The following is a 15214-nucleotide window of genomic DNA, read 5'->3' on the forward strand; positions in this document are numbered from 1 at the left end:
GGTTCTAATTTTGGAGTCTGTATGAATCGAAATCACTGGCAACCTACAGCAGAGATCTTAACACTTCGTGAGCGAGCAAAGATGCTGGCTGATGTGCGCGCTTTTTTTGCTGAACGCGGTGTCATGGAGGTGGATACTCAATGTCTGTCACAAGCGGCAGTCAGTGATCCTTTTATCGATTCACTTGAAGTCTCCTACTCAAGTTACCCCGGGGCTGAAGAGCAGCGTTACTACCTGCAGAGTTCGCCAGAGTACGCCATGAAGCGCCTATTGGCAGCTGACTCAGGCCCCATCTATCAGTTGGCTAAAGCATTTAGGAATGGCGAGGTAGGGCGGCTTCACAATCCTGAATTCACCATGCTTGAGTGGTATCGCCCTCGTTTCAGTGCGCAGCAGCTGATGGATGAAGTTCAGGCTCTGGTTACTGCGGTGCTGGGGCCGCAGCATTGGGAACGTCTCAGTTATCGTGAACTGTTTAAACGCTTTGTGGGCGTGGATCCTCATCAAGCGACCATTGACCAGTTAAAAGCTCTGCTTGAGCCCCATTTTGAGTGCCCTTTTACGGATGATCGCAAAGATACTTGGCTCGAGCTGGTCATGTCGCATCTGATTGAGCCGAAACTCATTGAACCGGTGCTAGTATTTGATTTTCCCGCCTCTCAAGCTGCGTTGGCTGAGGTTGTTGAGGATGATCAGGGTGTCAAAGTGGCTGCCCGCTTCGAGCTGTATGCGGGCGGTATGGAGTTGGCGAATGGTTATCAGGAGCTGCGAGATCCCGCTGAGCAGGCTGAACGGCTGGAAGCTGACGATCAGCAGCGTGAATCCTCAGGGCTTCCACGACGACCGCTGGAGACTCGTTTAGTCTCGGCCCTAGAATCCGGCATTCCAGCTTGTGCCGGCGTGGCACTTGGTTTTGATCGGTTGCTGATGATCAAAGTTGGCGCGAGCAGTATCAAAGAGGTTGTCCCTTTCGGGTTTGAGCGCTGTTAGAGCGAATCGACGGCCAGCTTCATCCTACGAACCGCTTCCTCAATACGCGATCTTGGACACCCGAAGTTAAGTCTAACAAATCCAGGTGCACCAAAATCCTCCCCATCAGATAGTCCCACACCCTGAGATTCAAACAGTTGTTGTGGGCTGTCGACGCCAAGCTGATTGGCATCGATCCAGGCAAGGTAGGTGGCCTCGTTAGGTAGCATGCTTAAGCCGGGAATCTTGCCTATTTCAGAGATCAGGTAGTCTCTATTTCCCTTAAGATATTCGCACTGCTTGCGATTCCATTCGTCTCCCTGTGAGTAGGCGGCTTCTGCCGCGGTGTAGCCCAGTAGATTGACGTCGGGCACTATGCCCTTGCGTACCTTTTTAAATCGCGCTCTTAATTCGGGGTTTTGAATGATCGCAACAGAGCAGGCCAGCCCTGCAATGTTCCAGGTTTTACTGGGCGCCATCAGCGTCACAGTGCGTGAGGCGATCTCTTCACTCAAACTCGCGATCGGTGTGTGCTGTAGTTCAGGTTGTAAAATGAGATCGCAATGAATCTCATCGCTGCAGATCAATAGATCCTGATCGATAATGATCTGTGCGAGCCTCTCGAGCTCTTCATGGCGGTAGACGCCACCCCCAGGATTGTGTGGGTTGCAGAAAAGTAGCAGTCTGGTTTCTGCTGTAATGGCCTCTTCTAGTGCATCAAAATCAATGACACGACCCTTCATGGGAATGGTGATCAACGCCCTCGAAGAGAGAGCGGGAGCGGACATAAAGGGTGGGTAGATAGGTTGGGCGGTGATGACGGATTGCTCAGCCGTGCTTAAAGCGCGGGTCGCTAAATTTAGCCCGCAGACGAGACCGGGTAACCAGACTAGATCTTCAGCAGAGACCGTCCAGTTGTATAGGCGCTGCATGCGTTCAGAAAACAGCTGATTGAGTGTTTCTGGTGTGCGGGTGTAGCCAAAAACGCCATGATCGACACGCGTTTTTAAAGCATCAATCACAGCTTGTGGAGAGCGAAAATCGGTATCAGCAACCCACATTGGAAGTATGTCTGTACCGGCGTATTTAGACCACTTGTCACTCCAGGTCCCTTGGCGATCAATTAAGTGATCAAAATCGAAATCATTCATTGGTTCACTCACTACTCTTCCCTTTCTACTGGTCGATCATCAAGCTATCATAGGCCAATTACTCTTTATAGCGAGCCGTTAGAGAAATTATTTCTACGGCCTAAATTCGTGGAGACCCTTATGAGCAACGATCGCGTTATTATTTTTGATACCACGCTGCGCGATGGTGAACAGAGTCCCGGTGCGTCTATGACCGGTGAAGAGAAACTGCGAATCGCTCGTCAGCTTGAACGTATGAAAGTTGATGTGATTGAAGCGGGTTTCGCCATTGCGAGTCCTGGTGATTTCGAGGCGGTGAAAAATATTGCCGACAACATCAAAGATAGCCGAGTCTGTTCACTCTCTCGTGCTTTGGATGCGGATATTGATCGTGCGGGTGAAGCGCTGAAGAATGCTGCGCAAGGTCGTATTCATACCTTTATCGCGACTTCGCCGATTCATATGAAGTACAAGCTTCAGATGGAGCCTGATCGTGTTGTCGAGCAGGCTGTGCATGCCGTTAAGCGAGCGCGTAATCTGATCGATGATGTCGAGTTCTCGTTAGAAGATGCTAGCCGCTCTGAGTTGGATTTTATGTGCCGTATTATCGAAAAAGTGATCGATGCTGGCGCTCGTACTATCAATATCCCTGATACGGTCGGTTACGCCGTGCCTCATCAGTTTGCTGAGGTGATCGGGGAGCTCATTCAGCGTATTCCAAACTCGGATAAAGCGATCTTCTCTGTCCACTGTCATAACGATCTAGGCCTAGCGGTCGCCAACTCACTGGCAGCCGTGGGAGCGGGTGCACGTCAGGTGGAGTGTACGATCAACGGTTTGGGTGAGCGTGCTGGTAACGCAGCCCTAGAAGAGATCGTTATGGCACTGAAAACTCGCCAAGACGTTATGGGTCTTGAGACCAATATTGATACTCAGCACATTGTCGGTGCCTCTAAACTGGTGTCTAGCGTGACAGGTTTCCCTGTTCAGCCTAACAAGGCGATTGTCGGCGCTAACGCCTTTGCTCATGAATCGGGCATTCACCAAGATGGTGTACTGAAGCACCGTGAAACCTATGAGATCATGACCGCAGAGAGTGTCGGTTGGACGACCAATAAAATGGTATTGGGTAAGCATTCAGGCCGTGCTGCATTTAAATCACGTCTTGAGGAGCTGGGTACTACGTTCAAGAGTGATGCTGATCTAAACAGCGCTTTCCAAGCCTTCAAAGTGTTAGCCGATAAGAAACATGAGATCTTTGATGAGGATCTTATGGCGCTGGTCAGCAATAGCCGTGCCGAAGCGTCAAGCGAACGTTTTCAGTTGGTCAACCTATCTGTGACATCGCAAACGGGTGAGACACCTCAAGCCGATCTAGTTGTGAGTATTGATGGGCAAGAGCACTCGTGCTGTGCTGAGGGTAGTGGTCCAGTCGATGCTATCTTTAAAGCGATTGAGTCACAGGTGAACTCTGGCTCTACACTGTTGATCTATTCGGTGAATGCCGTGACTGAAGGAACCGATTCGCAAGGTGAAGTCACCGTGCGTCTTGAGAAGGGTGGTCGCATCGTAAATGGTTTAGGTGCCGATACCGATGTCATCATTGCATCGGCTAAGGCCTATATCCATGCGCTCAATCTTCTGGATACTAACGCGGAAAAAGCGCACCCACAGGTTTAATCATGTCAGTTCAGCAGGCTCGAATCCAAGCCGCCTATTTAGATCAGCTTGGTATCCAGCAGTGGATGCCTCGTCAAATCTTGCCAGCAGCAAAGCCTTCGCCTGATTGGGTCTATCGCTTTGCTCATCCTGCGGATCTCCTTGGTGACGATGAAGAGGTGATGCAGGCGTTGGCTCCACAAGCACACAAGCCTGTCGAGCCTCATGCTGAGCGTCGTGCGATTACTCAGATTGGTGAAGCCTTAGAGGTCTCCGCTCCCGATGAGGCAGAGGTAGGTTCTTCTAACATCAGACGTGCTGCCGTTGCTGAGTTGACGGCTGATGAAAGTTCTAAAGAGCCTCAAACATCGCCCACTACTTCGGTCAAACGAAGCTTTGAACCTGCGCCGCGTTATAAAATTGTTATGGCTCGAGCGGGCCGACTCCTACTAATCGATAATCTTCCCATTCGTGCTCGCGAAGGCTTCTCCAATAAGCATAAGCGTCTTTTGGCGGGCATTGTTCAAGCTCTTGGAGAGTCACCACAATCAATCACACTGCCGATTACGCTTGAGTGGCCTATGCTTGCCGGTAAAACCCTGGATCAGGGGCCGCATGAAGCGAGAAAACATGTGCAGCGACAGTTGAGCTTTATGCAGAAAGAGTCTGGTCTAGAGACCGTTATTCTGTTTGGCGAGGGGCTTGCGAATTGGGTGGTTGGTGAAGGTGTGGATGAGACTCATGGGCAACTGCTGCCACTGCAACAATCGGGACTGAACTATCTAACGACCCAATCACTCTCGCAGGCTCTTAATATGCCTGGCGCTAAACAGCAGATCTGGTCTGATCTTCAGCCACTGGTTTAGTGTTTATCTTCTGAAATGCCTGCTGTGATGACGATTGATCAACTGTTTGCTCTGGATCAACAGTGCTTTCCTGATTACTGGTCAAAATCTCAATGGCAGACGTATCTATCTCAAGATGATCGTTTTCCCTGCTACACACTGTTTGACGCTAACGAACCGATCGGCTTTGCGCTCTACCAAAGGTTATTTGATGAAGCGGAACTGCTCCGCATTGGCGTAGTGCCTGATCGGCGTGGAGAAGGTTGGGCGGCGAAGATGCTGACTGATCAGCTTGAACAGTTCACTGGGGATGGAATCAGCCGTGTCATGTTGGAAGTGCGTGCTTCTAATGAGGCGGCGATTCGTCTCTATCAATCGGTGGGTTTTGTCACGGACGGTCTGCGTAAACATTACTACCCGCTGATCGGTCAAGAGGGTAGGGAGGATGCGATCCTAATGTCACGACCGGTGTAAATTAAACAGATGGAAAATCCTATCTTAGACATCAATCTTATTTGGCATCTGGTAGCGGCACTTTTAGCGGTTACCTCTATCTGGAGTGCCTTTAAACGTGTGCCTTTTCAAGCGCTTTGGGCTGAGCCTCGACTTCAGCATCTGTTGTTCGGCGCTATGGTCTTGCTGATGTTGACTTGGACCTTTAGAGCGGGCCTATCGGAAGGGTTGAGTGTTCACTTTTTGGGTATGACCGCGTTGACACTGATGTTTGGCTGGGATCTTGCCATCTTGGCTGGCGCGATTGCGATGCTCGGCATCACTCTAGTTGGAGTGGAGCGCTTTGATATGCTGGCCATAAATTTAATTGCGATTGTTGTGGTGCCAGCGACACTGACCATCACGCTTCTTAAATATATTGAGAGACGATACCCGCCTAACTTCTTTGCCTATCTCTTTTTAGCCGCCTTTATTGGTGGTGGGTTTGCAGTCGCTAGCTCGGGGTTGACCCTGTCGCTTGTGCTTGGCTTGTCAGGTATCCACAGTTGGCAAACGATTTATCACGAGTACATCTCCTTCTTGCCGTTGATTATGTTCCCAGAGGGGCTCATTAACGGCATTCTTATGACCGCTGTCATGGTGTTTCATCCCGATTGGATTCGTACATTTGACGCGGCTAAGTACATCGACAATCAGTAGTAAGCCATCGCATTGCTAAGTGGCGGTTTTCCGCCACTTCTTGCTGATTAGCTTCGGCGAGCATCCGCCATTAATGCCTCCTTTAAGTCTTATGTCCTGTATTTATTTTCACTAACTTGTTGAAAATAAATATATATCTAGGTTGTTGGCACGTTTTCTGCTTTGCAAAAGTGCTTTTTACAAGGTCGTTGTGACCTAATACAAACTGGAGTGTAAATAATGAAAAAACTAACTCTTGGCCTTTCTGCCTTGGCTCTATCTGTATCGGCTGCTACTGCACAGGCTAACTGTGACGCTGGCGAGATCGTTGCAAAACTTTCACACGTTACTGGTGGTACAACTCACCCTAAAGTGGTTGCGGCTAACAAACTTGCTGAGCGTGTAAACGCTGAAATGAACGGCACTATGTGTATCGAAGTTTACCCAAACTCTACACTGTTCGGTGACTCTAAAGAGCTTGAAGCGCTTCTACTAGGTGACGTACAGATCCTAGCGCCTTCACTATCTAAGTTCGGTTCTTACACTTCTAAGTTTGGCGTATTCGACCTTCCATTCATCTTCAAAGATATGGACGCTGCAATGCGCTTCACTAACTCTGATGCTGGTCAGGACCTTCTTCTTGCAATGGAAGATGTTGGTTTTGTAGGCCTAGGTTACTGGATGTCTGGTATGAAGTACTTCTCTGCCAACAAACCACTACTAAAACCATCTGATGCTGAAGGTCTAAAGTTCCGCGTACAGAACTCTGACGTTGCTAAAGCGATGATCGCAGCAATGGGCGGTTCACCACAGCCAATGGCATTTAAAGAGGTTTACGGTGCACTACAGACTGGCGTTGTAGACGGTCAGGAAAACACTTGGTCAAACATCTACACTAAGAAGTTCTTCGAAGTGCAAGATTCAACGACTGAGACTAGCCACCAGCTTCTTGCATACCTATTCATGACGTCTCAAGAGTTCCTAGACTCTATGCCTAAAGACGCTCGTGAGCAGTTCATTGCGATCGCTAAAGACGTGACTAACGAAGCTAACCTAGCAGTTAAAGCGAAAGAGCAGGGCAACCGTGAAAACATCCTTAAGGGTGGCGGCAAAATCAACACACTTGACGATGCTGCGCGTAAAGAGTGGGTTGACGCTATGAAACCTGTTTGGAAACAGTTTGAAGATAAGATCGGTGCTGATCTAATCGAAGCTGCTGCAAACTCTTAATCAACTTAGGTTGATGATCGACGGGCTCGTTTAGAGCCCGTCCTTTCCTTTTCCCGAGCTTATGTAGCTCAACATATTGGAGTACTGACGTGGAGTGGCCGCATCTTTACCTCTTAATTCTTATTCTAGTGATCTGGGGCTTAGAGAAACGTTTCCCAAGATTTATGGAAAAACTGGAAGAGAATTTCCTTGTTCTAATCATCTTCTCGATCATGGCCGTATCCTTTGGTCAGGTTATTGCTCGCTACGCCTTCGGAACCGGTTGGTCAGCGGCACTTGAATTCAGCATGGTGATGTTCTCATGGCTGATTTTGATGGGGATGAGCTTCGGTATTAAGAATGGTACCCACTTGGGTGTCGATATCGTTCTTAATGCGGTACCTAGCAGGGTCGGTAAGTGGTTGTCGCTGTTTGCAGCTTTTGCAACGCTGATGTACGCCTTGATTCTTCTTGATAGTGCTTGGTTGGCAGCCTTGGGCGTCGATGTCCGCGGTGGTGCCATTGAGTACTGGGCTAAAATGTACAAGATCAACATCGGTGTCGAAGAGATGCGTTGGCCTGACTTCATTATGGAGTGGTTCGGCGTTAAAGAGCGTGTTCAACGTTGGTTGGTGTTGGTTATTCTGCCAATCAGTTTGGCTCTGTTGGCTTATCGCTCACTGCAGGCGTTTGTCGGTATTTGGACCGGTGCACGTCATCACCTCATTGCTGGTCACGAGGCGGAAGACCTTGTTGATGAGCACAAAGATGCACTGAAAGATTAAGGGCCTGAACTGATGGAAGCATTAATTCTATTTGCACTGGTATTGGGTCTGCTCTTTATCGGTCTTCCTGTGGGTGTGGCGCTAGGCCTATCCTCAATTCTATTTATTACTTTCTTCTCTACAGACTCATTGTCGTCTGTAGCGATTTCGCTGTTTGGTGTCGGTACACACTACACTCTTTTAGCGATCCCGTTTTTCATTATCGCGTCGTCGTTCATGTCGACCGGTGGTGTTGCGAAACGCTTGATTAACTTTGCGATTGCGTCAGTGGGGCACTTCCGTGGTGGTCTTGCGATGGCGTCAGTATTGGCCTGTATGATGTTTGCTGCACTCTCTGGTTCATCGCCAGCGACTGTTGTCGCGATCGGTACGATTGCTATCGCCGGTATGCGCCAAGTGGGTTACTCAAAAGAGTTCGCTTCGGGTGTTATCGCAAACGCGGGTACTTTGGGTATCTTGATTCCGCCCTCTATCGTTATGGTCGTTTACGCGGCATCGACGGATGTGTCGGTAGGTCGTATGTTCTTGGCTGGTGTTATTCCAGGTCTAATTGCCGGCGGTATGCTGATGCTGGCTATCTACGTGGTTGCACGTATTAAAAACCTGCCTGCAGAGGAGTGGAAAGGTTTCGGTACCATCGTTCGTGGTGGTAAGGATGCATTCTGGGGACTGTTCCTGATCGTCATCATCATGGGCGGTATCTACGGAGGCGCATTCACCCCAACAGAGGCTGCGGTTGTTGCGGCGGTCTACTCAATTATTGTTGCGCTCTTTATCTATCGCGATATGGGGCCTTTGAAAAACACGCCATGGGTACTTGAGTCGGATGCGCCACACGCGAAAGTCGGCTTCAGTGGTTCGGTTTATGGTGTGTCACTCTTCTTAGTCTGGATGATCCTGTCGTTCTTTGCGACGTCGGATCCAGATAGCACGGTAACCGCTGGCGAGCGTGCAATCTGGGGTGCTGTGGTCAGTATCGCCTTGACCATCTTCTACACCATTAAGCGCAGTCACGCCATGAATGAGAGTTTTGCTCACTGCTTTGTTGCAGGCTTAGCGATCTGGAAACGTAACTTTGTGACTCTGATTACAGCCTTCTTCCCATCACTGTTCGGTGAAGAGAGCCGTAAGACCATGCTTGAGGGTACCAAAACCACAGTGATGCTGATGTTTATCATCGCCAATGCACTGTTGTTCGCTCACACTCTATCGGCTGAGCGTATTCCTCAGCACGTGACTGAGTGGATGCTCGATGTGGGCTTTACTTGGTGGTCATTCCTGATTGCAGTCAACATTCTGTTGTTGATCGGTGGCCAGTTCATGGAGCCATCAGGTCTATTGGTTATTGTGGCACCGGTTGTATTCCCGATTGCCATGGAGTTGGGCATCGACCCAATTCACCTAGGTATTATCATGGTAGTTAACATGGAAATCGGTATGATCACACCACCGATCGGTTTGAACCTGTTTGTAACCTCGGGGATTACAGGTATGAGCTTGTCGCGTGTCGTGAAGGCGGCCGCACCGTTTGTCGCGGTACTCTTTGTCTTCTTGATTCTTGTGACCTATGTGCCAGCGATCTCGACCTGGCTACCCTACAGCATCATGGGTCCTGAATTAGTGACCAAATAGTCCTTAATTCGACTCATTTTTTAAACGGGGATGGTTCTATGAACCCTCCCCGTTTTTGTTTAGGTAGATGGCAGGTGCTAATTAGCGCTTAAAGCTCTAAAATAAGCGCCTATTGCTATAACACTGGATATCTATGAGTCACACTGCTGTTAACAACGACGACCCCTATAAAGAGATTCGCCCCTACCGCGATGATGAAGTGGGTCAGGTTCTGTTTGATCTCCTCCACAATAATGAGTTTGTGGATGCCATTACAAAGTATCAGTTTCCTAAAGCCTCAGGTTGGGCGGGATGGTTTTTAAGGCCCATCGTCAAGCAGTATCTAGCGGCACGCATGGGTGATGTTGATACCGTTCGTGATTTTCAACAGCTTGTTGAAAGCTACATGAACAAGATGATCAAACGATCCACGACCAAGTTAAGTTGCAGTGGATTGGATAAGCTCGATAAAGAGGATGCTTATCTGTTTGTCTCTAATCATCGCGACATTGCTATGGATCCAGCGTTCGTGAATTGGATGCTCTACCATGCAGGGATGGACACAGTCCGAATTGCGATCGGTGATAACCTGCTGCGTAAGCCTTACGTGTCAGATCTGATGCGTTTGAACAAGTCGTTTATCGTCAACCGTTCTGCTAAAGGACGTGAGATGATGACGGCCTTAACTCAGCTCTCTAGTTACATCGATCACAGTGTCACCACGGGACATTCCGTCTGGATCGCTCAGCGCGAAGGGCGTGCGAAAGATGGTGACGATCGTACAGATCCAGCGCTACTGAAAATGTTCTATATGTCTCAGCGTAAGCAACGTAGCTTCTCTGAGATGGTGGAGCGACTCAATATTGTCCCAGTATCTATCGCATACGAACTAGACCCTTGTGACTCGGCTAAAGCCAATGAGTTGGCTGCCAAAGCTGAGGGCGGAACTTATGAGAAGAGTGAGTTCGAAGATATTCAGAGTATCGTCAAAGGGATTGTCGGTGACAAAGGCCGCGTTCATGTAGGCTTTGGTGAGCCTATTCGAGGTGAATTTGAATCGGCAGAAGAGCTGGCGGCAGAAATTGACCGTCAGATACACCAAAATTACCGCTTGCATGCCACCAATCTAGCCGCTGCAGGTGAAGCAACTGATGAGGGGCTGGCGTTACTTGAGTCAAGGCTGAGTCAGGTTGATGGCGCTGCTAAAGATATTTTGAAAGCGATGTACGCTAAACCGGTTTTAAACTACAACAATGCGCAAACGGAGAGCCACTGATGTCAGAGTTTACTCATATCGATGAGAAGGGTCAGGCTCGAATGGTCGATGTCTCTGAAAAAGAGGTTAGCTTCCGTGAAGCAAGAGCCTATGGTCGTGTGACCATGTTGCCAGAGACTCTCTCAATGATCGTCAATGGCGGTCATAAAAAGGGTGATGTACTGGCGACAGCACGTATTGCTGGGATCATGGCGGCTAAACGTACTTCCGACCTCATTCCAATGTGCCACCCTCTGATGTTGTCGAGTGTGAAAGTTGAGCTGACGCCGAATGAAGTAGAGAGCTGTGTTGAGATCAGCGCGATCTGCAAATTGAGTGGCCAGACGGGTGTTGAGATGGAAGCGCTGACCGCTGTCTCTGTGGCCGGTTTGACACTTTATGATATGTGTAAGGCGGTCGATAAAGGTATGGTGATCGATCAAGTCTCTCTGCAAGAGAAAAAGGGTGGTAAATCGGGCCACTGGATTGCTGAATAACAGCACTATTTGGAAGCTACATGTTAAAAATTGTCTATTTCGCCAGTTTAAAAGATCGCATCGGTCGCTCTGAAGAGAGTATCGGCCTTCCTGAAGGTATCAGTTCAGTCGACTCTTTGATTGATCATCTTTCGACAATGCACGGGGAAGAGTGGTCTTCAACCATTAATGGGTCGACGGTTTTGGTTGCGGTGAACCATGAGATGTCTGATAGAAGTGCTCCCATTAAAGAGGGTGATGAAGTCGCCTTCTTCCCGCCTGTGACAGGGGGTTGATGCAGTGACTAAGCTGATTGGGTTTGTTCGTGCGCTCTGCTATTACGCAGGCTTCTATCCAGTGACGATCGTCTGGGCATCACTCTGTCTGGTGGTTGCTCGTGCACTGCCGTTTAAACCAAGATTCTATTTTGTAACCGCGATCAATAACTTCTATATTGTTTGGCTACGAGTCTGTTGTGGCGTTAAGGTCAATGTTCAGGGGCGAGAAAACCTCCCTGCATCGGGTGCTTATGTTGCGATATCTAATCACCAGAGTGAGTGGGAGACGATCTATTTTCAGCTGTTGATCCAGCCACAGGTGGTGGTCCTTAAGCAGGAGTTACTGAAAATCCCATTTTTTGGTTGGGCGCTTGCTCTGCTAGAACCGATCGCTCTTGATCGCAGTAAACGTCGAGGCGCACTAAAACAACTGCTGGACCAAGGTAAGGCAAAATTGTCTGCGGGTGTGCCCATCCTTATTTTTCCTCAGGGTACCCGACTTCCGGTGGGTGAATTAGGTCGTTGGAATAAAGGTGGAGCTATGTTGGCTGTGAGCAGTGAAGTTCCTCTAGTCGCCATCGCTCATAATGCGGGTCGTTTCTGGCCAGGAAAGGGTTTTATTAAGCACCCTGGTACGGTTGATGTTCTTATAAGTAAACCTATCGAAACGACAGAGAGAACTGTTGAAGAAGTGCATAAGGATTCTGTAGACTGGCTTGAAGAAAGTCTTACACGCATCAAAGCCTAAGGATCTATGTCACTGTTTGGATACGCCTCAATACATGGCGATGAAGGTAAAGCCCAGCTTCAGGCTCGATTGGCTGACAGTGCTCGAGTGGCCGGTATCGAGCTTGATTCAGTGGCCTTTGAAGAGACCTCTGAACCCATTCAGCTCTTAAAGATTTTGGATAAATTGAAGTCGGGCGATCTGCTTCTACTCAGTAAAGTCTATGACTTTACCCGGCTGTCGAGTGATCAGTTTGCTAAGGTTGCTCAAGTGTTGCTGGAAAAACAGATCTCAATCGCTGCGTGCGATGTTCTAGATTCGGTTATCAGCTTACGCAGTAATGACAAAGCGCGTTATCTAACCTCTCAAGTTCTGATCGAAATGATCGCACAGCAGTCACAACCTGCAAGGGTGTGACTGAAGCAGCAATTACTGGTTGCACTGCCGGTTTCTCCTTTTTAAACTCATATTAATGGTTGTTGGAGTGATTCAGAGTTGTACGGCGATAAAATTAGAATTTTAGTAACCGGTTCGGAAGGGCAGATTGGCCGAGCGTTTTGTCGTGTCGCTGAAAAGCTAGAAAATATCGAAATAATCCCCGTCAACCATCGCAGTTTTGATGTGACTGATCCGGCTGCCATTGAAGCCAAATTGGCGGATGTACTTCCACATTACGTTCTTAATGGTGCCGGTTTCAATCAGGTTGATGCGGCCGATGCCCACCCAGGCAAAGCCTTTGCAATTAATGCGGATGGGCCTCTTAATCTGGCTAAAGCCTGCAGTGACCTTAGTATTCCAATTATCCATATCTCGTCTGATTACGTGTTCGATGGTCACTATGCGAGTGGCTATACTGAACTGGATGAGCCGGCTCCCTTAGGAGCCTTTGGTGAGTCAAAACTGCGCGGTGAAGAGCATGTTAGAGCTTATCAACCTAAACACATTATTCTTAGAATCAGCTGGGTATTCAGTGAGTCCGGAGTCAACTATCTGACCAAAATGCTCGATAAAGCGCGTGAGTATAAAACCATTGAAGCGGTGGATGATCGACGTGGATGCCCAACCGCTGCGCATGATGTGGCTCGAGTAATTTTGGCGATTATCCAACAGTTGGAAGAGGGTGCTGATCACTGGGGTACCTACCACTACTCCGGTGCAGAGATCACAACGCGCTACCGATTTACTGAGGCGATCATCGCTGCTGCTGGCCAATATGAGGAGCTGGCGGTTCGTAAAATTCGCCCGGTGGCTGGCGCAGAAGAGGAGGGGGCCGAACGCCCAACTTCATCCGTGCTGACCTGTAAGAAGATTTTGAATACCTTCGGTATTCGTCAACGTCCATGGCGCGTCGACCTGCAAAGACTGATTCGTGAAATCTACGGTGAAGATGGCAGTAAAGTGCCTCAACCGACGGTAGAAACCAAAGCGGAAGAGCTAGGTTCCTAGTCAATCTGCTCTAAAACGGTCGAGTCGTTTGTCTAATCGCTTAGAATCAGCGAAAATACGCGCCAATTCTGAGCGACGGCTCTTTTCAATTTTCTAGAAGAACGATTCATGTCAAACGCAGTTCACGATCAAGTGGCTAACCGCCGCACTTTTGCAATCATCTCCCACCCTGATGCGGGTAAAACCACTATGACCGAAAAGCTATTGCTATTAGGTCAGTTGATTCAGGTTGCTGGTACCGTAAAAGGCCGAGGCAGTGATCGTCACGCGACCTCTGACTGGATGTCGATGGAGCAGGAGCGTGGCATCTCGATCACCTCGTCTGTGATGCAATTCCCATTCCGTGACCGTATCGTTAACCTACTGGATACACCGGGGCACGAGGACTTCTCGGAAGATACCTATCGCACATTGACCGCGGTGGATTCTGCTTTGATGGTGGTTGACGGCGCAAAGGGTGTCGAGGACCGTACCATTAAACTGATGGATGTCTGTCGTCTTCGCGATACTCCTATTTTCTCATTTGTGAATAAGTTAGACCGTGAGATACGTGACCCTATTGAGCTCTTGGATGAGATTGAATCGGTACTAAAAATTGAAGCCGCACCGATTAACTGGCCTATCGGTGCCGGTCAGCGTTTTAAAGGGGTCTACAATCTTTACACGGATCAAATTCACCTGTTCACCAAGGGGCAGGGGCATCTGCTTGCTGAACAGAATATCATTCAAGGCTTGGATAGCGACGAAGCTCGTGAGCTGTTGGGTGCCGATTATGAAGAGTTCTGTGACGAGATCGAACTGGTACAAGGGGCTACCCACCAGTGGGACAAGGAGTCCTACCTAGCGGGTACCATGACTCCGGTATTCTTTGGTACGGCATTAGGTAACTTTGGTGTTCGAGAGATGATGCATGATTTTGTTGATTGGGCTCCTGCCCCTTCTCATCGTGCAACAGAGACACGTGAGGTTCAGGCGGATGAAGATAAATTCACAGGCTTTGTCTTTAAGATCCAAGCGAATATGGATCCAAAGCACCGTGACCGCATTGCCTTCATGCGTATCTGTTCAGGCAAATACACCAAAGGTTTGAAGATGAAACATACGCGCATCGGCAAAGATGTTCGTATCGCAGACGCGGTTACCTTTGTTGCGGGTGATCGAGAGGCGGTGGAAGAGGCTTGGTCTGGTGACATCATCGGATTGCACAACCACGGTACCATTCAAATCGGCGACACCTTTACAGAAGGTGAAGAGCTTAAATTTACCGGCATTCCACACTTTGCTCCTGAACTGTTTAAGCGTGTGCGTCCTACTGATCCACTGAAGATGAAGCAGCTTCAGAAAGGGTTGCAGCAGCTGTCCGAAGAGGGTGCGGTGCAGTTGTTTATGCCACTTCGCAACAACGATCTGATTCTCGGCGCGGTCGGTCAGCTTCAGTTTGACGTGGTCATGTATCGCCTTAAAGATGAGTATAAAGTGGACTGTGTCTATGAGGCGATCAGTGTTGCGACGGCTCGTTGGGTTGAGTGTGCTGACGATAAGATGCTCAATGACTTCCGCAAAAAAGGGTATGACAACCTGGCCGAAGATGGTGCAGGTCTAATGACCTACTTGGCACCGACACGAGTGAACTTAAACCTCACCGAAGAGCGTTGGCCGGATATTCAGTTCCGCGCTACTCGCGAGCACTAAC

The 15214-nt window shown here is 48.9% G+C and carries 16 protein-coding genes; 15 read left to right on the forward strand and 1 reads right to left on the reverse strand.

All coding sequences use genetic code 11. The annotated features are described in order from the left end of the window. The first annotated feature begins 21 nt into the window (after window positions 1-21). A complete protein-coding gene (gene epmA, locus XMD564_RS05675; RefSeq protein WP_173482224.1) occupies window positions 22-990 on the forward strand; it encodes an EF-P lysine aminoacylase EpmA in 969 nt (322 codons plus the stop codon). On the opposite strand, the gene XMD564_RS05680 is transcribed toward epmA, so the two are convergent. Further along, the gene (locus XMD564_RS05680) at window positions 987-2132 is read right to left on the reverse strand and encodes a MalY/PatB family protein (protein ID WP_371731480.1); all 1146 of its coding nucleotides are present in this window, start codon (window positions 2130-2132) and stop codon (window positions 987-989) included. The two genes, epmA and XMD564_RS05680, sit on opposite strands and share 4 nt — an antisense overlap. A gap of 108 nt (window positions 2133-2240) precedes the next feature. Here XMD564_RS05680 and XMD564_RS05685 point away from each other — a divergent pair, with 108 nt between their 5' ends. From XMD564_RS05685 to XMD564_RS05750, 14 genes are all read left to right on the forward strand, one after another. Continuing rightward, window positions 2241-3779 carry a 2-isopropylmalate synthase gene (locus XMD564_RS05685; RefSeq protein ID WP_173482225.1) on the forward strand — a complete coding sequence of 513 codons (1539 nt, stop codon included), beginning with the start codon at window positions 2241-2243 and terminating at the stop codon, window positions 3777-3779. Between the two features lie 2 nt (window positions 3780-3781). Further along, window positions 3782-4624 carry a hypothetical protein gene (locus XMD564_RS05690; RefSeq protein WP_173482226.1) on the forward strand — a complete coding sequence of 281 codons (843 nt, stop codon included), beginning with the start codon at window positions 3782-3784 and terminating at the stop codon, window positions 4622-4624. Window positions 4625-4639: 15 nt separating this feature from the next. Further along, window positions 4640-5077: a ribosomal protein S18-alanine N-acetyltransferase gene (gene rimI / locus XMD564_RS05695; RefSeq protein ID WP_173489271.1), complete on the forward strand. Its 438-nt coding sequence runs from the start codon at window positions 4640-4642 to the stop codon at window positions 5075-5077. Between the two features lie 9 nt (window positions 5078-5086). Continuing rightward, window positions 5087-5755 (forward strand): energy-coupling factor ABC transporter permease, encoded by a 669-nt coding sequence (locus tag XMD564_RS05700; protein WP_173482228.1) that lies wholly within the window; start codon window positions 5087-5089, stop codon window positions 5753-5755. A gap of 219 nt (window positions 5756-5974) precedes the next feature. Next, window positions 5975-6964, forward strand: a complete 990-nt coding sequence (locus XMD564_RS05705; RefSeq protein WP_217362123.1) for a DctP family TRAP transporter solute-binding subunit — start codon at window positions 5975-5977, stop codon at window positions 6962-6964. Between the two features lie 89 nt (window positions 6965-7053). Next, the gene (locus XMD564_RS05710) at window positions 7054-7728 is read left to right on the forward strand and encodes a TRAP transporter small permease (protein WP_371731479.1); all 675 of its coding nucleotides are present in this window, start codon (window positions 7054-7056) and stop codon (window positions 7726-7728) included. Between the two features lie 12 nt (window positions 7729-7740). Then, window positions 7741-9360 (forward strand): TRAP transporter large permease, encoded by a 1620-nt coding sequence (locus tag XMD564_RS05715; RefSeq protein ID WP_173489270.1) that lies wholly within the window; start codon window positions 7741-7743, stop codon window positions 9358-9360. Window positions 9361-9493: 133 nt separating this feature from the next. Beyond that, window positions 9494-10615, forward strand: a complete 1122-nt coding sequence (locus tag XMD564_RS05720) for a 1-acyl-sn-glycerol-3-phosphate acyltransferase (protein ID WP_173482230.1) — start codon at window positions 9494-9496, stop codon at window positions 10613-10615. Continuing rightward, complete coding sequence (gene moaC, locus XMD564_RS05725) at window positions 10615-11091, forward strand: cyclic pyranopterin monophosphate synthase MoaC (protein ID WP_173507979.1); 477 nt, start codon at window positions 10615-10617, stop codon at window positions 11089-11091. The genes XMD564_RS05720 and moaC overlap by 1 nt, the downstream gene beginning before the upstream one ends. 20 nt (window positions 11092-11111) lie before the next feature. After that, window positions 11112-11366 (forward strand): molybdopterin converting factor subunit 1, encoded by a 255-nt coding sequence (gene moaD / locus XMD564_RS05730; RefSeq protein ID WP_173483432.1) that lies wholly within the window; start codon window positions 11112-11114, stop codon window positions 11364-11366. 4 nt (window positions 11367-11370) lie between these two features. Then, complete coding sequence (locus tag XMD564_RS05735) at window positions 11371-12096, forward strand: lysophospholipid acyltransferase family protein (protein ID WP_173483431.1); 726 nt, start codon at window positions 11371-11373, stop codon at window positions 12094-12096. Window positions 12097-12102: 6 nt separating this feature from the next. Further along, window positions 12103-12492, forward strand: coding sequence for a hypothetical protein (locus XMD564_RS05740; RefSeq protein WP_173489269.1), 390 nt, complete (start codon window positions 12103-12105; stop codon window positions 12490-12492). Window positions 12493-12570: 78 nt separating this feature from the next. Next, entirely contained in the window at window positions 12571-13521 is a 951-nt protein-coding gene (rfbD, locus tag XMD564_RS05745; RefSeq protein WP_173483429.1) for a dTDP-4-dehydrorhamnose reductase, read from the forward strand. Between the two features lie 108 nt (window positions 13522-13629). Further along, entirely contained in the window at window positions 13630-15213 is a 1584-nt protein-coding gene (locus XMD564_RS05750) for a peptide chain release factor 3 (protein WP_173483428.1), read from the forward strand. The last annotated feature ends 1 nt before the right edge of the window (window position 15214 follow it).

This window comes from Marinobacterium sp. xm-d-564 (assembly GCF_013283345.1).
Taxonomy (GTDB): domain Bacteria; phylum Pseudomonadota; class Gammaproteobacteria; order Pseudomonadales; family Balneatricaceae; genus Marinobacterium_E.